The sequence below is a fragment of the Mesorhizobium sp. WSM4307 genome, from assembly GCF_007003945.1.
Taxonomy (GTDB): domain Bacteria; phylum Pseudomonadota; class Alphaproteobacteria; order Rhizobiales; family Rhizobiaceae; genus Mesorhizobium.
This window is the reverse complement of record NZ_VFTB01000003.1, coordinates 487,890-505,768: the sequence shown is the minus strand read 5'-3', so window position 1 is coordinate 505,768 and position 17,879 is coordinate 487,890. Positions and strand designations below refer to the sequence as shown.

Below are 17,879 nucleotides of genomic sequence, written 5' to 3'. Positions count from 1 at the left end.
TCAAGGCTCTTGTTTTTCGACATGGGCGGCAAGGAAAGCTCGCACCTTTGCTAGGTCGAGATCAGACACTCGCGTCCTTGTCGCAGATGGCTCCAACATTCGAAGCACAAACAGTTCCCCCGCTTCTGGGAATTCCGAATAGCGCTCCTTGGCGATGCGCAAGCCATCCGCCCGCGCCACTCGCAGCCCGTCGAGATGCGCTTCCAACCGTTCGATTAGTCGGGCAATGCGCACTTCGTCCATCTCGGGATTCTCCTCCGGATGTAGAAGTGCATCGTCATATACAATCCACAGAAAGGCCGCCATTTCCGCGTGTTGGCGCACTATCTCGGGAATGACGGGCGCCGGGGTCAATTAAGGTTCACCGATCCACCACGAATTCGGTTCGTGGCACTAGCATGGCTCGTGACATAAGTTCCGCGGATGGTGATGTGCCCATCCTTCTCCAGGATTATCGTCGCTTTTCCGCATCTAAGTTCAACGCGATCTTCACCGCTGATGCGGGTATATTTGCCGTCGGCAATCACATGAGTGGGTCGCGTTCCCTTGGTTGGATCGACAATACGCCCAACAATTAAAGGGCGTGTGGCTTCGCCGCTTTCGAACAACAGTGCGACCTCAGCGCCGATCATATCCGAAGTAAGCTCAATAAGACTGCGAGCCCGGATGCCGTGATCTTTAGGATTCCCCACAAAAACCACCAATGGTGCGCTGGCGTCGAATCCTAAAAATATACCAATTACTACACCGTCAATACGCTTCAATATGTCAGGCATCTTATCACCTCAATTTTGCAGTATTTTACTGCCTTTCATTGTAATATCGCTTGACGCCTCCGCGCTTATTTTTCCAGATGCGTCAATCGAAATATTCTTTCCTTTTATTCCAATTGTTCCATCTTTTTTTAGAATAATCGAAGCTGCCCCACATTTAATCGTAATCGATTCTTTGGCCTCGATCGTCAGATTTTTTCCTACTATAATACCGCTGTCTTCTCCAACCTGTACAAGGCTGCCCTTTCCAATCTTCTGCTCATGTGCACCGTTAATCTGAGTTGCATCGTCTTCGCCAATCTTCGTGGATCGTTTTTTTCCGATTTCCGTCGACTGACCGCCACCAATCTTTATTCCTTGATCCGCCCCGATCTGAACGCTTTGGCCTGCACCAATCTCCCAACTGTCTGATACTGCGATAGTATGGCTCTGGCTAATGCCGACCGTGACAGTGCGGGCGGCGGCGATCGTGTTGGTCTGAACGCCACCCACAGTTCGGGTCTCGGCGGCGCCGACCGTGTCGATGCGTGCTGCGCCCACCGTGATGGTCTGGACGATCCCCACCGTCTGGGAATGATTGGCGTCGATGTTCTCCGTCGAGTTCGACACAACATGGATGGTCTCGTTCGCCCCCACCGTCAGCGACCGGTTCTTGCCCACCGTCTCCGTGTCGTTCGACCCGATATTCGTCGTCTGGTCGACGCCGATCTTGACCGTCTTGTTGTTGCCGACGTCTTCATCGAGGTTATGGCCGACGGAGTGCTTGGCGTCATGGTCGATGCGGTCGGACTGGTCGTGCTGTACCGTCTTGTTGCGGTCGTGCTTGATCAGCAGATGGTGGTCCTTCTGTGCCTGGAAATTGACCAGTTCGGAACCGGCCTTGTCCTCGAACATCAGCTCGTTGTAACCGCCGCCGCCTTTCGAGGAATTGGACTTCCAGCCCGATTGCGTGGCGTTGCCCGGCAGCGCGTAAGGCGGCATCTCGGAGGCATTGTAGACGCGCCCGGTGATGATCGGCAGGTCCGGGTCGCCCTCGATGAAATCGACGATGACCTCCTGGCCGATGCGCGGGATCTGGATGAAGCCCCAGCCGCTGCCGGCCCAGGTCTGGGACACGCGCACGAAGCAGGACGAGTTCTGGTCCTTCTTGCCGAGGCGGTCCCAGTGGAATTGCACCTTCACCCGCGCGTATTTGTCGGTGAATATCTCCTCGCCCGAAGGGCCGACCACCGTTGCCGTCTGCGGGCCACGCATGATCGGTCTGGGCGTGATGCGCGGCGGCCGATAGGGCAATTTCGTCGGCGCTACGCCCAGCACCACCTTGAAATTCTCGATGTGGGCTTCGTTCTGGGTCCGGTAGCCCGGATCGAACAGGCGGTATTCGGCGCTTACAACCAGATATTCCGTGTTCTGGTCGTCGCGCGGAAAGCTTTCGAGCGTGAACTTGCAGCCGGAAAAAAGGCCGCGCACCGTACCGACGGCGGTGTTGCGATGATGCACTGCCTGAAGTTCCTCGCGGCGGATCCCGGCGATCGTGTCGCCGCGCCCGACATCGAGATGCGCTCCGGGCTGGCGGTAGTTTTCGCCCGAAGCCTCCTTGTGGCTGAATGGCTGGGCGGACTTCGCCATCAGATCGGCGCCGGGCTTCTCGAAGTCATAGTCCGTATGGGCGTAGGCGCCTGGCCGCACCGCACTGCCCGGGATCCATTCGGTGATGTATTCGACGTCGCGTCGCGAGCCATAGCCCTCGAAATTGTAAAGCACCTTCTCGTAGCCCGGAGCCGGCTTCAGCTTGCTCATCGCATCGCACAGCACGAGCGTGTGCTTGTCCTCATCATGCTCGAAGAAATAGAAAATGCCTTCGTGCTCGAACAACCGCTGCACGAAATCGAGATCACTCTCGTCATACTGGACACAGTATTCACGCGATGGGTAGGAGCCCTGCAGCCGCTTCTCGAATTTTGCGATGCCGTATTTCGAAAAGATCTTTTCGACGATCTCCACAGCGGTCATGTTCTGGAAAATGCGGCAGTCGGTGGTGTTGCCGAGGAACCAGAGCCATGGCCTCACGGTGGCCTCGTAATAGGCCAGCCGGTCCTCTATGCGCGTTAGCTTGAAATCCGACACCAGGCCGCTGAACCAACGCTTTGGATCGGATTCACCTTCGACCGAAACGACGCCGCCCAGCATCTTCAGCGGATCGACGTCGCGGCTCTTGCTGACGAACCCGACGGTATAGGCAAAACTTCGGCTGATCTCGTCACGACCGACAAGATGGGTGAAGGTCAGCACATCGGCGCCAACCGGCGTGTGTACTACCGTGGCACGTTCGTTCGGCATGGGGCGTGCCCCTCCTCGACGCGGCCGCCAGTGTGATGGATTGAAGCCCCCGCTCCGTAAACTGCATCACGCTCGGGAGGTTTTCGAATTCACCGCATCGGACCGAAGCAAGCCTAGCATATGTTTGATGGAGGCCAAACAGAAGCAATGTCTAAACCGTGGCGTGCATTCATGTGAGGCGCACCTCTCCCACTGCGCTGGCAAGATGCTAGAATGCCTGGGATTTCAGGTTTGCCAGTGGCGTCGAATGTTCATTTCGCTCCAGATCAGCAATGTTGACAGACTGCCGCCAGGCATAGCGACCAGCTATGCCGCCCGCGACCGCAGCTTCGAAATCGGGCGCGAAAATTGCGACTGGACACTGTCCGACCCCGACAAGTTCATCTCGGGCCGGCATTGCGAAGTCCACTATCAGGCGGGCTCGTTCTGGCTTCATGACGTCTCGCGCAACGGCACTTTCGTCAACGGCTCCAGCCAGCGCATGAATGCGCCGCATCGGCTGACCCAAGGCGACCGGCTGCTGATCGGCCGTTATGTCGTCGCCGTTTCGGTCGACGAAGAGCGCGTCGCCACCGGGCATCCGCAAGCCAGGACCGGTTCAACGCAACGCGAGTTGCCGCCCACGACGGGAAGGCCGCTGGAACCTGGCAGCGCGCCATTCCACAATCCAGCGGGGCAGCGCCTGACCGAGGCGGCGCCGGTGCCGACGTCTTCGGCGCTGCAGTCCACCCCCGCTGTTCCGGCCAAGCAGTCGGCGGAAGCGGACGGGATACTGCGCGATATCGCCAAGGCGGCCGGCTTGTCGCCGGAGCTGTTGCAGTCGCGCGACCCGCATGACGTCGCTGCCGAGATCGGTGCGGTGCTGAGAACCACGGTCGAGCAACTGTCCTTGCTGCTCAAGGCGCGGGCGGCCGCCAAGGTGCTCGCCAAGAGCGCGCACCGCACCATGATCGGCGCCGAGGACAACAACCCGCTGAAATTCGTGCCGGGCACCGACGACATACTCGAGATCATGTTTGCCAAGCGCCGGGCCGGCTATCTCGATGCCAGGCACAGCATCGAGGATGCGTTCCGCGACCTGAAGACCCACGAAATCGCAACCTACGCCGCCATGCAGGCCGCGCTCTCGAGGCTGCTCGACGACCTGTCGCCGGAGGCGATCGCCAAAAGAATCCCGCCTGCGTCCTTTTCGTCCAGGAAAAGCCAGGCCTGGGACGCGCTCGTCGCAACGTGGCGGACGATGGAGGACAAGCACGAAAACGGCATGCTGGATGTCTTCCTCGCCTATTTCGCCGAAGCCTACACCAAGGCTGGCAAGCAGAAATAGCCGCGCTCGGCAAATGTCGTCGGCAACGCTCTTACGGGCTGTGTGAGGGGCCCCCTGGAAGAAGCCGCTTCCTTGATCATCCTGCTTTCCGATTTCAATCGGCTTGCGGTGCGACTAGGATAGCGCATGGGTGCTTGCCTGGCTGGCAAAGCGGCGTGGCTTGGGGCGTGTGCAGGAATGTCATGTTTCGGCAAGATCAGTCTTTCCATCCGGCTCGCTGTTGATACCCAGCCTGGTACGCGCACCTCGACGGTGGCGCGCCGATGAACTCGAAGGACGATCCCTCCGAGCCACCGGACAAAACCGTCATCCGCGCGCCACGGCCAAGGCAAAAGCCGCGCGTGGCTCCCGATAGTTCCGGTGCGCCATCACCCGCCAGGGAATCGACAGTGTTCGACCCCGGCCTCGGCCGGCAAATGCCCCCCGGCTGGTCGTCCGGAACCGTGGTCGTTCAGGAAGCCGGCCACGGGGCTGAGCCTGAGGCGGCACCGGCGTTGCGGCAGGACGCCTTGCTCGACGCCACCGCTGGCGTGAAGTATGCCGCGCCAAATCCTATCCTTGCCGCCGCAGCCCCCTTGCTCATGCTGTTCGGTCAGCTGCGACTGATACCGGTCGAACGGCAAGCCGCAGCCTTGGCGGCGCATATCGCAGACGCCATCGAGACCTTCGACTACACCATGGCCAAAGCCGGCATCGGGGAAGAAGACGCACGGATCGCGAAATTTGCGCTTTGCGAAACCGCCGACGATCTGGTCGGCAACCTGCCCTGGCCAAACAAGGAAACCTGGCTTCAGCACAGTCTGGTGGTGCAGTTCTTTCACATACGACCGACAGGAACCGGCTTCTATGAAGCGCTGAACAATATCCTCGCCAAGCCTGAAGCCCATTACGACCTGCTCGAATTGATGCATGCCTGCCTGTCGCTGGGGTTCGAGGGCCAGTATCGGGGATTGTCCGGCGAACGCAACGCACTCGAGCACGTCCGGCGCGACGTCTACGACACGCTGCGCTATTTCAGGCCGCGCGCCGCCGAGGACATTTCGCCCCGGTGGCAAGGCATGGCGGCGATAGTCAGGCCAGGAGGGCGGCTGCCTCTGTGGGCGATCGCAGCCGCTGCGGCGACCCTGGTGACGGCGGCCTTTTTCGGGCTGCGGATCCTGATCACCGATGAAGGCGATGCAACCGCCGGCGCGCTGCTGGCGCTCAATCCTTCGACTCCTCTCACCATTGAACGCGCCAGCGTGGCGGCACCCGCCGAACCGGTGCAAGCCAAACCGCCGCCACCCGCTCCCCCGGACACCACGCAGATCGACCGCATCCGCGCGGCACTCGCCCAGGAGATCGCCGCCGGCGGACTGAACGTCGGCACGAAGGGCGACTTCATTGTTGTCGAGATCAGCAACCAGCTTCTGTTCGCATCCGGCCAGGCTGAGTTGAAGGCACAGTTCCAGCCGATCGCGGCCGATATCGCCACGGCCCTCGACGCCGAGGCCGGACCGATCGGGATCGTCGGCCACACCGACAATGTGAAGCCGAAGAAGTCGAGCGCGTTCAAATCGAATTTCGATCTCTCGGTCGCCCGCGCGAAGGCCGTGCAGGCGATGATCGCCAGGCAATTGAAGGATCCATCGCGCCTGAGCGTGGACGGCAAGGGCGAAGACGAACCCATCGCCGACAACGCGACGGCGGACGGCCGCGCCAGGAACCGCCGCGTCGACGTGATGATCCCGAAACAGGAGACCTTGCAGACCGGATCGGCGGAGAACGGCAACTGATGCGCTGGCTGCTGCGGATATTCAGCGTGCTGGCCCTGGCCGGCTTCTCGACAGCCGTCTGGTATGCCGGACCGCTGATCCGCTTCGCCGATACCCGCCCGCTCGGATCCGTGTGGCTCAGGGCGATCATCATCGGGGTGACGGTGGCCGTGCCGGCGTTGTTCTACGGCATCGGCTTCTGGCAAAGGCGCAAGGCGCAAAAGGCGCTCGAAGCGGCCATCGTGCGCAGCGACGAGCGCAACGACGATGCACAGCTGCTCGAAGCGCGCATGAGCGAGGCCATCGCGACGCTGAAGCGGACGAGCGGCAAGCGCAACTTCCTCTATGATATTCCCTGGTACCTCATCATCGGCCCGCCAGGTGCCGGCAAGACGACGGCTCTGGTCAATTCCGGCCTGAAATTTCCGCTTGCGGGCTCCGGCAATGCCCAGCCGGTGGCCGGCGTCGGCGGCACCCGGTCATGCGACTGGTGGTTTACCGATGAGGCGGTGCTGATCGACACGGCCGGCCGCTACACGACGCATGAATCGGACCGCGAGCGCGACAAGGCAAGCTGGCTTGCTTTCCTCGGATTGCTCAAGAAAAACCGCGTAAGGCAACCGATCAACGGCGTGATCCTGGCCATCAGCCTCGCCGATCTCATCGGCCTCGACGACCGGCATATCGAGGCGCATGTGACCGAGATAAGAAGCCGCCTGCGCGAATTGCACGAGACGCTGAAGATCCAGTTTCCCGTCTATCTGCTTTTCACCAAGTCCGATCTCGTTTCCGGCTTCATGGATTATTTCGGCCAATTCGACGAAGCGCGCAGGCGCAAGGTGTGGGGCGCGACGTTCCAGACCGCCGATCGCACAAGGAACATGGCCGGCGAAGCGCCGGCCGAACTCGACCGGCTGGCGAAGCGCTTGGCGGAAGAAGTCGTCGATCGCTTGCAGGAGGAGGCCGACCCGGTGGCGCGCATCGCCATCTTCGGCTTCCCGGCGCAGTTCGGTGCCCTCGGGAACCGGATAGCGCATTTTATCGGCAGCTTGTTCGATGCCTCTCGATCGCATGTCAATGTCAGCCTGCGGGGTCTCTATTTCTCCTCTGGTACTCAGGAAGGAACACCGTTCGACCAGGTGCTGGGCACGATCGGCCGCAGCTTCGGCAGCACCTCGCAGGCGCATCTTTCCGGCACCGGCAAGAGCTTCTTCCTGCACGATCTGCTGACCAATGTGATCTTCCCGGAATCGGGCTGGGTATCCTTCGACCGGGTGGCCGAACGGCGCGCCAGGCTCGCGAGATTTGGCGGTCTCGCCGCCATTGCGCTGGCGGCCTCGGCGGCTCTCGGCGTGCTTGGCCTCAGCTTCTTCGCCAACAAGTCGCTGATCGCCTCCACCAGGCAGGCGATGGCACAGTATCGCGACAGCGCCGATCCGCTGCTCAAGAGCACGACGGTGACCGACGTCGACCTCGAAAACGTCATCGGCCCGCTCGACCAGCTGCGCAACCTGCCGGCCGGCTTCGAGAACGGCGACCAGGCAAAGCCGATCGAGGAGACGTTCGGGCTCAGCCAGCGCGAGAGGCTGCTGTCGGCCTCCAGGACCGCCTACCGACAAGCGCTCGAGCGGACATTCCGCTCCCGGCTGCTGGTGCAGGCCGAGCGCACCATCCAGGCCAGGATGGCCGATCCGATCGCGCTTTACGAACCGCTGAAGATCTACCTGATGCTGGGCGGCAAGGCTCCGAAGGTCGATGACGAGTTGATCGTCTCCTGGATGAGGCAGGATTGGGAAGAGAACCGCTATCCCGGCGAGAACAACCGCGAGGGCCGGGCGCAGCTCGAAAAGCATCTGCGCGCGATGCTGGCGCTCGACGACGCCTACGATCCCGTCTTTGAGCTCAACCAGCCACTGATCGAGGCCGCGCAACGCTCGCTTGGGCGCATGAGCCTTGCCGACCGCGCTTCGGCGCTGATCAGGTCGGCGGTCTACGCCGCAAGGCTGGAGGACCTCTCCGTCGCCGCGAAAGCCGGCCCCGAGGCGCAGCTGCTGTTCGAACGCATGGATGGCAGCGATCTCACCGATCTCAACGTTCCCGGGCTTTACACGCGCGCCGGCTTCAACCGCTTCTTCCTGCCGCAGCTCTCGCGCATCGCGCAAATGCTCGTCAACGACCGGTGGGTGCTCGGCGGAGGCGGCGAACAGGGCGGCATCGACCAGGACCTGCCCAAGCTCGGTCCCGAACTGATCGACCGCTACGGCAAGGAATTCTCCTCCGCATGGAACCGCGTGCTCGACCAGCTCAAGTTCAAGGCGTTGCTCAAGGACAAGCCGCAATATCTCGCGCTTTCCGCCCTCGCCGCGCCGGACTCGCCTCTCGATCAGCTGTTCACCGCGATCGCCGATGAGACTGCATTGACGAAACAGGACACCACGGCCGAGGGCGAGAGCAGCGCGGCGCAGGAAGACCCCGCCGGCGTGGCCAAAGGTCTGGCACGCATCGGCCTGCAGATCGCCGGCGGCAAGTCGCAGAGCCGAGCCGGATTGGGCTCGACCGTCACACAGAATGCCGGCGCGAGCGTCGAGGCACAGTTTCGACCGTTCCAGGCCCTGGTCAGCGGCCCCAGTGGACGGCGGCCGCTCGATGCCTTGACACGGAATTTCCGCGACATCTTTCAAAGCCTCAAGCTTTCGGCCGATGTCCCTTCACAGACCGAACGCGTCAATGCCAACCTGCAGTTGCAGATCTCCACGCTGCGCGCCAATGCCTCGCGTCTTCCGAAGCCGCTTGCGCGCATGGTCAACGCGGCAGCGGACGAGTTCGAAGGCAATGTCGCGGAAGCCTCGGTGGCCAACCTCAACCAGAACCTCGACCAGACGGTCACACGAGCCTGCGAGGAGGCGGTCAACGGTCGCTATCCCTTTGCCAGTGACGGCACCGGAGAGATCCCGATAGCGGATTTCGCCAAGCTTTTCGCGCCGGGCGGGCTGATGGACCGCTTCTTCGCACAGAACCTTGCGCCGCTGATCGACATGACCGGCCAGGAATGGACCTGGAGACAGGATGTCCGCTCCAGCCGCGACCTGGCGAAGTCGACCTTGAAATCATTTCAGTCGGCCGCCGAAATCCGCAGCGCCTTCTTCCCATCCGGTGGCTCGGTGCCGTCGGTTTCGATCACCATCACGCCTTTTTCGCTGAACAGCGACGCTGATAACGCGGTTCTCGACATTGACGGACAGACCGTCCAGAGCAGTCAGGCCGGGAGCGCGCCAAGCACCGTGACCTGGCCAACCAGCACGGCCTCTGGTTCCGCCAGCCTTAGCCTGATGCCGGAAATGCCGGGCCGCGACTCCGCTCTCAAATTCGAAGGACCGTGGGCCTTCAAGCGTCTGTTGGACAAGGCGACCATCACCGCCAATGGCGCCAACACCGAAGCCCGCTTCGTGATCGGCGGACGAGACGTCGCTTACACGATGCAGACCGGACCGGGGGCCAATCCATTCCTGCTGCCGGCCCTGTCCGGCTTCAGCTGTCCAAAGGCGTTCTGACATGGCTGTGTTCCAGCGCGCCGCCGGCCGCAGCCCTCATTTCGGTACTCTAACGTATGCGCTTGTGGCAAAGTGGCCTGGGCACGCCGCCCATGATTGGTCACAGAGGACGCTCGCGAAGCGCTTGGTGGCAAATTGAGCTCTGTCGTCCTTCCCATCGAAAGCTTCGGCGTAAGCCATAAGGGCTGCGTGCGCGACCACAATGAGGACAACTACCTGATAGAGCCGCAGACCGGCCTGTGGGTGGTGGCCGACGGCATGGGCGGGCACGAGGCCGGCGAGGTCGCATCGGCCAGCATCGTCGATCATCTGGCGACGATCGGCATTGCGAGCTCGGCGCCGGACCTTCGCGCGCGCTTCGAAGACCGGCTGAGCCGCGCCAATTCCGAGATCCGCGACATCTCGCGATCGCGCGGCATCACCATCGGCTCCACCTTCGCGGCCTTGCTTGCAATGGACGGACGCTTCGCCTGCTTGTGGGCCGGCGACAGCCGCATCTATCTGGTCCGCAACGGTGTGATCTTTCAGGTCTCGAAGGATCACACCGAGGTCCAGGAACTGCTGGACCGCGGCATGATCAGCGCGGAGGAAGCGCTTACCTGGCCGCGCCGCCATGTCATCACCCATGCGGTCGGCGTCAGCGATGAGCTCGAGATCGATTTCCAGCAGGGCGAGCTGATGCCGGGCGATGTTTTCGTCCTGAGCACCGACGGACTGACGGCGCATGTCAGCGACGCCGAGATCGAAGCCGCGGTGATATCCGCAACGCCGCAGGCGGCGTGCCGAAGCCTGCTGGAGACGGTGCTGGCGCGCGGCGGAACCGACAATGTGACCATCGTACTCGTGAAGATCGGCGGCGGGCGCAACGGCGCGCTCCATTCGGATCGGTCCGGAGCGGAGAGCCTGGCGAGATGAGCGACGAGGACAAGACCCGGATATCGACGAACGACATCTATGCCGGCGTCGGCACGCAGCTCAGCGGCATTTACGAACTCGACGAGAGGATCGCCTCCGGCGGGATGGGAGAAGTCTATCGCGGCCACAATATCCAAACCGGCGACCATGTGGCGATCAAGATCGTACTGCCCGAATTCGCCCGCGATCAGACGATCCTGTCGCTGTTCCGCAAGGAAGCGTCGATCCTCAACCACCTGTCGCATGACGCGGTGGTGCGCTATCACGTCTTCACCATCGATCCGAGGATCGGCCGCCCCTATCTGGCGATGGAGTTCGTGGACGGCCAATCACTGTTCGACGTGATGCGTCGCGGAGCGATGCCGGGGGGAGAAGTGCGGCGGCTTTGCCATCGCCTGGCTTCGGGGCTCGCCGCGGTGCACCAGGCGGGCGCGGTTCACCGCGACCTCTCGCCGGACAACATCATCCTGCCTGGCGGGCGGGTGGAGAGCGCCAAGATCATCGATTTCGGCATCGCCCGATCGGCCGCCGTAGGCGGTGAAACGCTGATCGGCGGGAAGTTCGCCGGCAAATACAATTACGTTTCGCCCGAACAGCTCGGTCTCTATGGCGGCGAGGTCAGCGAGCAGTCCGATATCTATAGCCTCGGACTGGTGCTCGCCGCGGCATTGCGCGGAAAGCCGCTCGATATGAGCGGCTCGCAATATGAGGTGATCGAGAAACGCCGGACCGTGCCGGACCTGTCTGACATCGACCCCGATTTCCAAGAGCTCATTGCCGCGATGCTGCAGCCGGATCCGCGCGATCGGCCGGCCAGCATGGCCGAGATCGCCAGGGCAACGCGTGGCGAGGATGTCGACGCGACATTGCCGCCGGCATCGTATGGTCCGCGTGACCGCGCGGGCTTGCCGCGCGCCGGCTGGACGGCGCTGGCCGAGTCCGGGCCGCAGCCTTCGGCCTCGGCGGGCGAAAAGCACTTTGTTGAACATGTGCGGCCGGCGCATCTGTCACAACCCCGGCCTGCGCCAGCGCCCGCGCCGGCCAGCACGCCCATGCCGGCTGCGCCGCGAAAACCGTCGCGGATGCCGGCCGTCGCCGGCGGCCTCGTGACGCTGGCGGTCCTGCTGGGCGGCGGCCTTTACTTCAGCGGCGTCCTGGCGCCTCCGCCGGCCGAAGAGAAACTCAAGCCGCTGACACCGAAGCCAGTGCCCAAATCCGGTGTTGAAGCCCCCAAGCCGGTGGCTCAAACGCCGCAGCCGGATGAATCGAACCCTCAGCCGCCGGTGCAGCCTCAGCCAGAGCCTTCAAAATCCGACAATGCCGCCACCATCGAGACGGTGAACCCACCTGCCCTGCCGGATGCACAGGTGAAGCCCCCGATGCCGGCCGAGAACCAGGCGGACGGCGCGGGCGAGCAGAAACCGGAGCCGGCCAAGCCTACCGACACCCCCGTGCCGACCACCAGGCCCGAGGCGCCGCCGGCAACGGAAGCACGGCAACCCGCCGAGCAGGCGCCGGTAGCGCCCCCCGTCGGCAAGCCAGCGCCGCCTGCGGCCCAGCCCGAAACCACGGACAACAGTCAGGCGCAAGTGGCCCCGGGCAAGACCAAGCCTGCCCAGGAACCGACCGCGAACCCGCCGAAGACGTCCGCGCCAAGCCAGGCGGAGGCAGGGAGCAAGCCGGCGCAGCAGGCAAATCCGCCGGCGACAGAACCCAGTGCAACGGACCTGGTCGAGATCCTTTCCAAGCTGGCCAGGCCGGGGGCTTCCTCGCCGCCGGCCTCTGAAAGCCGGTTGCCGACGCAGCCAGCCAGCCCGCCGGCGAAACCGGCTGCCCCGCCCCCGACGGCCAGCCAGCCGATACCACCAACCTCGCCATCAGAGCCGACACAGATGGCGCAGCCGTCGCAGCAACCACAGCCACCGGCAACCACACGGCCCGACACCGAAGTCGCGATCGATGTGCCAAAGCCGGCGGTTCCACCGGGAAAGCCGGTCGACGAGGCGGCGCAACGCGCCTCATGGGTGCGCGACTTCAGCGGCGGCGACTGTTTCTATGCGTCGCTGACATCGCAAACCGCCAGCTCCGCGGCCATCGAAGGCCTCGCGACAGCCGTGCAGCCCTTCGAGCAGATGCTCAACGATTTTCGCTCGAGGTTCCATCTCGAGCCGGACATCAATGTCCATCTTATCGAGCAGTCTCAGTGTGAAGTGACCAACTTCCTGCGCGTCCTCGACCGGAACCGTGTGGAAAGTCCGCAGCTCGTTCTCGACCGGACATCGGTGCCGGATGGCGCGCCGATCAGCGGCACGCTGGTAACGCGTGGCGGGCTGGTTTCCAACGTCATGCTAATCGACCACAGGGGCATCGCCTTTAACCTCGATGATCGCATCGTGGCGCAGACCGACAAGGCGACCTTCAACATCCCGATCGGTCTAGGCGCCGCCGACAAGTCGGCCGGCAAACCCCTGCCGCAGATCATGCTGGTGATCGCCGGGCCGAAGGACATCCAAGCCGCGATGTTCTCGAAACCGACGCCGGTCTCCGAGCTTTTGCCAAAGATCCTCGAGGAGATCGGCGCCGACGGCTTGCAGTTCTCCGCCACCGCCAAGTATTTCCGGCTCGGCGGATAGATATGAACGCCGATGGACCTTCGCCCCTCGCATTCATTTTGCCGGCCTTCGTCACACGCAAAGCGTAGCTGGCTTCGATTGTTGGCGGATTTCTCCGGCCGCTTGGCATTCTCCGCGCTGTCCGGCGCGGCGCTGCTCGTTATCTTCTCGACCGACAGCGCGCATGCCGAATTCACCGTCTGCAACCAGACGCTCGACGTCGTCAACCTCGCCGTCGGACAGAAGGTCGACAATGCCGACCAGACCGACGGCTGGTGGACCATCGGCGCCAACCAGTGCGTGAACGTCATCCGCGAGGAACTGGCCAACCGCTACATCTACCTCTACGCGACCGACGTGTTCGGCCATGCGATCCTCAACGGGTCGACCGAGATGTGCGTTGATCGGCGCCGCTTTTCCATCCGTGGCATCGAGGAGTGCTGGCAGCGCGGTCATATCGCGGCGCGTTTCGTCGAGGTCGATACGCTGGAGCAGGTGCGCTGGACCTATTTCCTGACCGGAAACAGCCCGTGACGCACAGCATCGACACGAGCTTCAAACAAAAGAGACTGGCGCGCCTGGCCGAGCGCAGACGCAAACTCTGGCGCCGCGTTGTTGCTGGCGTTGCAACGCTCACAGTCATCGCGATCGCCACCGGCTTCTATCTTACCAAGGACAACTGGTCGTTCGGCGACGAGGACGAGGAACTGCATCCCGTCGAAGGCATGGAAGACGTGCCGTCCGACGCCTCGGTCTATGTGCCTGCCATCATCGACCTTGCCGGTGACCCGATGTGGATCACGCTGGCGCCCGACGCGGACACCGCCACGAAGGGCCACACGGTTGCGCGCCCGGCCGAACTCGACAGTTCCGGGGCCTCGCCGCAGATCGAGATTCTGTCCGACGTGATGCTGAGCGCCAGCGAGAAGTTCATGACGACGATCCCATCGACGCAGGAGGATTTTGCCTTCTTCAAGGCGCAGCGGCAGACTGCTGCGAAGTCTTCAACCGCAGCGCCTGACGATCAGCAGCCGACCTCGCCCGCACCTGCTGCGGCGCCCAACGACCAACCGGGCGATCTGGCAAACGACCTGCAGGCGCCGCCGGACGAGGGCGAGATCCCCGCCGGCTCGGCGCCCAAGGCCGACGCGGACGACCCCGAGGCCGGCTGGGGCGAGACCATCGACCAGGGCGAGGCAGCGCTCCCCGCCTTCAAGAAAACCGCGATCGAAAACAACACCACCGTCGCCACGGTCACCAGCGAATATCAGCGCTTCGCGACGACCGAGGACACTTTCGTGAAAATCCTCAACGACCGCAGCCTGGATAGCGTGGCGCTCGACGCGCATTTCTCCGCGGACGACGCCAGGCTTGCCGGCGAGGCGCTGAAGGCGGTGTTCAAGCGCGACGGGCTCGAGGCCGGTTTTGTGGTCGCCATGCGCGGCTTCCGGCCGAACCGCGAGACGACCACCATGTCGCTGATGCAGGTCTCGGTCTACGCCAGGAACGTCTATGTCGGCACGCTGACGCGCAACACGGCGGGCGCCTTCGTTTCCGGCGTCGACCCCTGGGTTCGCGAGGACCTCTTCAACTATTCCGGTGCCTCGGACCAGGGCGGGCCCAAGCGGCAGTACCGCCTGCTCGACGCGATCTACTCGACCGCGGCCCGCAACAAGGTGCCGACCAGCGTGATCGGCGAAGCGATCATGTATCTGTCGAGGGGACAGGATCTCGACGCTTTCGCCAGTGAGGACCAGCGCCTGGTGATGATCTACTCGCAGACGCCGCGCGACCAGGGCGAGATCTCCGGACGGGTGCTTTACGTCGGTGTCCTGGGTAAGGACAAGAACCTCGACTGCTTCGTCTTCCAGCAAAGCGACGGCCAATACGCCTGCGTGACCGGCGATGATCAGGTTCGCTCGCTGAACGTCACCAACGGCATGGTCACGCCGGTCGCCGGGGTGATGACGTCGACCTTCGGCCCGCGCAAGCATCCGATCCTCGGGACGGTTCGGATCCACAAGGGTGTCGACTGGGCGGCTCCGGTCGGGACGCCGGTCATGGCCGCCTTCGACGGCGAGATTTCCTTCCAGGGCGATGGCGGCAGCTATGGCAATCTGGTCAAGATCGCGCATGCCAACGGCCGCGAGACGCGCTACGCGCACATGCAAAAATTCGCCATCGCAAGCGGCGTCGGCACCAAGGTGAAGGCCGGCGACATCATTGGCTACATCGGCACCACGGGGCTTTCGACCGGCCCGCATCTGCATTTCGAGCTCTACGAGAACGGCGAGGCGATCGACCCGCTCGGGACAGTCACCACGGTCGCCACCGCCGTTTCCGTCAGTTCCGGCGGGCCCGGCGATTCCGCGGTCGAGACGCTGACCGACCGGATCGTCCATGTCGAAAGCGGCGGCAGCGCCCGTGCCAAGAATCCCAACTCGTCGGCAACCGGCGCCGGCCAGTTCATCACCAAGACCTGGATCCGGATGATGAATACCTATCGTCCCGACCTTGCCCGATCGCTTTCGACCGCCGACCTGCTCGCGCTTCGCTATGACGCGACGCTGTCGCGCGAAATGGTGCGCAACCTGGCGCGCGAAGGGGAGGCCTATCTGCGCGCCCGCGGCCACCAGATCACCGCCGGGCGTCTTTATCTCTGCCACTTCCTTGGCATGGAAGGAGCGCACCAGGTGCTGGCCGCGTCCGGCTCGTCGCAATTGACCGCCGTTCTGGGCGCAGCCGTGATCCAGGCCAATCCGTTCCTGACCGGCAAGACCGTCGGCTACGTCATCGATTGGGCCGAGCGGAAAATGGGGCAGAAAGTGCCGCGCGTGGCGACCGATCAGAGTCAGCCGGCGACAACCACGACCGAGGTCCGGCAGACGTCGCCGGAGTTCGAGAAATACAAGCAGGCGATAACCGCGCTGCTCAATTCAATCCAAGAAACGCTTGAGCCGGGCTGAGCAATTCCAGGAATAGTGTGAACGGTTTTCCCGGGAAGAGCGCGTAGCGCTTGCCCTCGGGAATTGCGTCAAAACAAAGAATTGGACCGTCCCGGCTAAAGGGCGGCAGGATCGCCTGCTCGATCGGTTTTGACACCGGCATTTCGGCAAATATTTGCTGAGGCCAGGTGCATTCGGTGAACCTAAGCCGTCGTCGGGGCTACACAAGCCTGAGAGCCATTTTGGCAGAAGCGACTTATGGCTGACGAAATGAGCATGCGCAGAGATCGATAGCGTGCCCCGATGGGCCGGAGGGCTGATCCATGAAACTGTTTGCCATCCTTTTGAGCGGAGTTGTCCTTTCCATCCTTGCCGCCTTCGGCGTCCAGGCCGCAACGGCCGGGGGCAAGCGTGTCGCGCTGGTCATCGGCAACAGCAAATATGTCAACGCCGTCGCCTTGCCCAACCCGGCGAACGACGCCCACTTGATTGCGTCGACGCTGCGCAACGCCGGCTTCGACGTGATCGAAGGCGTCGACCAGGACAATGCCGGCATGCATGGCCTGATCAGCAAATTCACCGAAGAATCCTACAACGCCGACCTCGCGGTCATCTTCTACGCCGGCCACGGCATGCAGGTCGACGGCAAGAACTATCTCATACCGGTCGATGCCGATCTGACCTCGCCCGCCTATCTCAAGACCCGCACGGTTCAGATCGACGAGTTCATGGCGGCGCTGCCTGCCGATCCCGCTGTTGGCATCATCATTCTCGATGCCTGCCGCGACAATCCGCTGGGTCGTACCCTGGCTGCGGCTCTGCCCAAGAGCCGCTCGCTTGGCGCCGGCCTCGCGCCGGTGGATGCAAAGGCGGACGGCGTCGGCACCGGCGGTGTCCTGATCGCTTACGCAACCGATCCCGGCGCTATCGCTTTCGACGGTGACGGCTTAGACAGCCCCTACTCGCTGGCGTTGGCCAAGCACCTGACCGAACCCGGTGTCGAGATTCAGAGCGCGCTGACGCGCGTGCGCGGCGACGTGACGGGAGCAACGCAAGGCCGGCAGCGCCCATGGCACAACGCATCGCTGGGACGCGAGGTTTTCCTTGGCAAGCCGTCGGCACAAGCCGCGGGGGCGCCGATCGCCGATGCAGCCGGGACGACGGCCTCGCCTGCCCCCGCGCCGTTGGCCAGCGATCCGCCGTCCTGGGAGGTCGAGCAGCGGCTTTGGGACGAGGCTTCGAAGAAGAATGCCATTCCCTATTACGAGGCCTATCTCGACCAGTTCCCGAGCGGCCCCTTCGCCACGGTGGCAAGGCTCGACATCGACCAGCTGAAGGCCCCCAAGGCGGGCAAGCAGGTCGCGGCGCTCGACACGAGCGATGCGGACGCGAGTGCCGGCTCGGCCGTTCGTACCTCGGCCGCCGACCAGGTCCGCGCCGCACCACCGAAGAAACAGGTCGTGCAGAAGACCCGCACGCTGAAACCGGTGGCGCAGCGGAAACCGCGAAGACAGCAGATCGTCGAGCGCTGGCGCAACAGGGAGATTGTGATGCGCGACGAGCCGCGCCGGAGAGACAACAATGACTTCCTGACCAAGGCGCTGATTTTCGGCAGCGGCGTCGTGATCGGCGGCGCGATGAGATATTGATCATGGCCCGTCA

At 63.1% G+C, this 17,879-nt stretch carries 11 protein-coding genes; 8 read left to right on the top strand and 3 right to left on the bottom strand.

Going from position 1 to position 17,879, the window contains the following annotated elements:
* From FJV83_RS09430 to tssI, 3 genes are read right to left on the bottom strand one after another with little or no spacing between them, the layout of a single operon-like run.
* Window positions 1-354, bottom strand: coding sequence for a hypothetical protein (locus FJV83_RS09430; RefSeq protein ID WP_142887307.1), 354 nt, complete (start codon window positions 352-354; stop codon window positions 1-3).
* Window positions 351-776 (bottom strand): DUF6484 domain-containing protein, encoded by a 426-nt coding sequence (locus FJV83_RS09425; RefSeq protein WP_142887306.1) that lies wholly within the window; start codon window positions 774-776, stop codon window positions 351-353. The genes FJV83_RS09430 and FJV83_RS09425 overlap by 4 nt, the downstream gene beginning before the upstream one ends.
* Before the next feature lie 9 nt (window positions 777-785).
* Window positions 786-3,113: a type VI secretion system tip protein VgrG gene (tssI, locus tag FJV83_RS09420; RefSeq protein WP_142887305.1), complete on the bottom strand. Its 2,328-nt coding sequence runs from the start codon at window positions 3,111-3,113 to the stop codon at window positions 786-788.
* A gap of 247 nt (window positions 3,114-3,360) precedes the next feature.
* Between tssI and tagH the strand changes: the two genes are divergently transcribed.
* The 8 genes from tagH (at window position 3,361) to FJV83_RS09380 (ending at window position 17,866) form a co-directional block, all read left to right on the top strand.
* Window positions 3,361-4,440, top strand: coding sequence for a type VI secretion system-associated FHA domain protein TagH (tagH, locus tag FJV83_RS09415; protein WP_142887304.1), 1,080 nt, complete (start codon window positions 3,361-3,363; stop codon window positions 4,438-4,440).
* Window positions 4,441-4,703: 263 nt separating this feature from the next.
* The gene (gene tssL / locus FJV83_RS09410; RefSeq protein WP_142887303.1) at window positions 4,704-6,215 is read left to right on the top strand and encodes a type VI secretion system protein TssL, long form; all 1,512 of its coding nucleotides are present in this window, start codon (window positions 4,704-4,706) and stop codon (window positions 6,213-6,215) included.
* Window positions 6,215-9,745 carry a type VI secretion system membrane subunit TssM gene (gene tssM, locus FJV83_RS09405; protein ID WP_185973479.1) on the top strand — a complete coding sequence of 1,177 codons (3,531 nt, stop codon included), beginning with the start codon at window positions 6,215-6,217 and terminating at the stop codon, window positions 9,743-9,745. Before tssL ends, tssM begins: the two co-directional genes overlap by 1 nt.
* 135 nt (window positions 9,746-9,880) lie before the next feature.
* Window positions 9,881-10,660, top strand: a complete 780-nt coding sequence (locus tag FJV83_RS09400) for a PP2C family serine/threonine-protein phosphatase (RefSeq protein ID WP_095793321.1) — start codon at window positions 9,881-9,883, stop codon at window positions 10,658-10,660.
* On the top strand, window positions 10,657-13,293 hold the full coding sequence (locus FJV83_RS09395; protein ID WP_142887301.1) for a serine/threonine-protein kinase: 2,637 nt from the start codon (window positions 10,657-10,659) through the stop codon (window positions 13,291-13,293). Before FJV83_RS09400 ends, FJV83_RS09395 begins: the two co-directional genes overlap by 4 nt.
* Before the next feature lie 102 nt (window positions 13,294-13,395).
* On the top strand, window positions 13,396-13,806 hold the full coding sequence (locus FJV83_RS09390; RefSeq protein ID WP_245437832.1) for a DUF1036 domain-containing protein: 411 nt from the start codon (window positions 13,396-13,398) through the stop codon (window positions 13,804-13,806).
* A complete protein-coding gene (locus tag FJV83_RS09385) occupies window positions 13,803-16,238 on the top strand; it encodes a M23 family metallopeptidase (protein WP_142887300.1) in 2,436 nt (811 codons plus the stop codon). Before FJV83_RS09390 ends, FJV83_RS09385 begins: the two co-directional genes overlap by 4 nt.
* Window positions 16,239-16,540: 302 nt before the next feature.
* Window positions 16,541-17,866, top strand: a complete 1,326-nt coding sequence (locus tag FJV83_RS09380; protein WP_142887299.1) for a caspase domain-containing protein — start codon at window positions 16,541-16,543, stop codon at window positions 17,864-17,866.
* The last annotated feature ends 13 nt before the right edge of the window (window positions 17,867-17,879 follow it).

Coding starts and splice junctions, on each gene's coding strand:
- FJV83_RS09380 (WP_142887299.1), top strand. CDS start 16,541: ATGAAACTGTTTGCCATCCTTTTGAGCGGAGTTGTCCTTTCCATCCTT.
- tagH (WP_142887304.1), top strand. CDS start 3,361: ATGTTCATTTCGCTCCAGATCAGCAATGTTGACAGACTGCCGCCAGGC.
- FJV83_RS09395 (WP_142887301.1), top strand. CDS start 10,657: ATGAGCGACGAGGACAAGACCCGGATATCGACGAACGACATCTATGCC.
- tssM (WP_185973479.1), top strand. CDS start 6,215: ATGCGCTGGCTGCTGCGGATATTCAGCGTGCTGGCCCTGGCCGGCTTC.
- tssI (WP_142887305.1), bottom strand. CDS start 3,113: ATGCCGAACGAACGTGCCACGGTAGTACACACGCCGGTTGGCGCCGAT.
- tssL (WP_142887303.1), top strand. CDS start 4,704: ATGAACTCGAAGGACGATCCCTCCGAGCCACCGGACAAAACCGTCATC.
- FJV83_RS09425 (WP_142887306.1), bottom strand. CDS start 776: ATGCCTGACATATTGAAGCGTATTGACGGTGTAGTAATTGGTATATTT.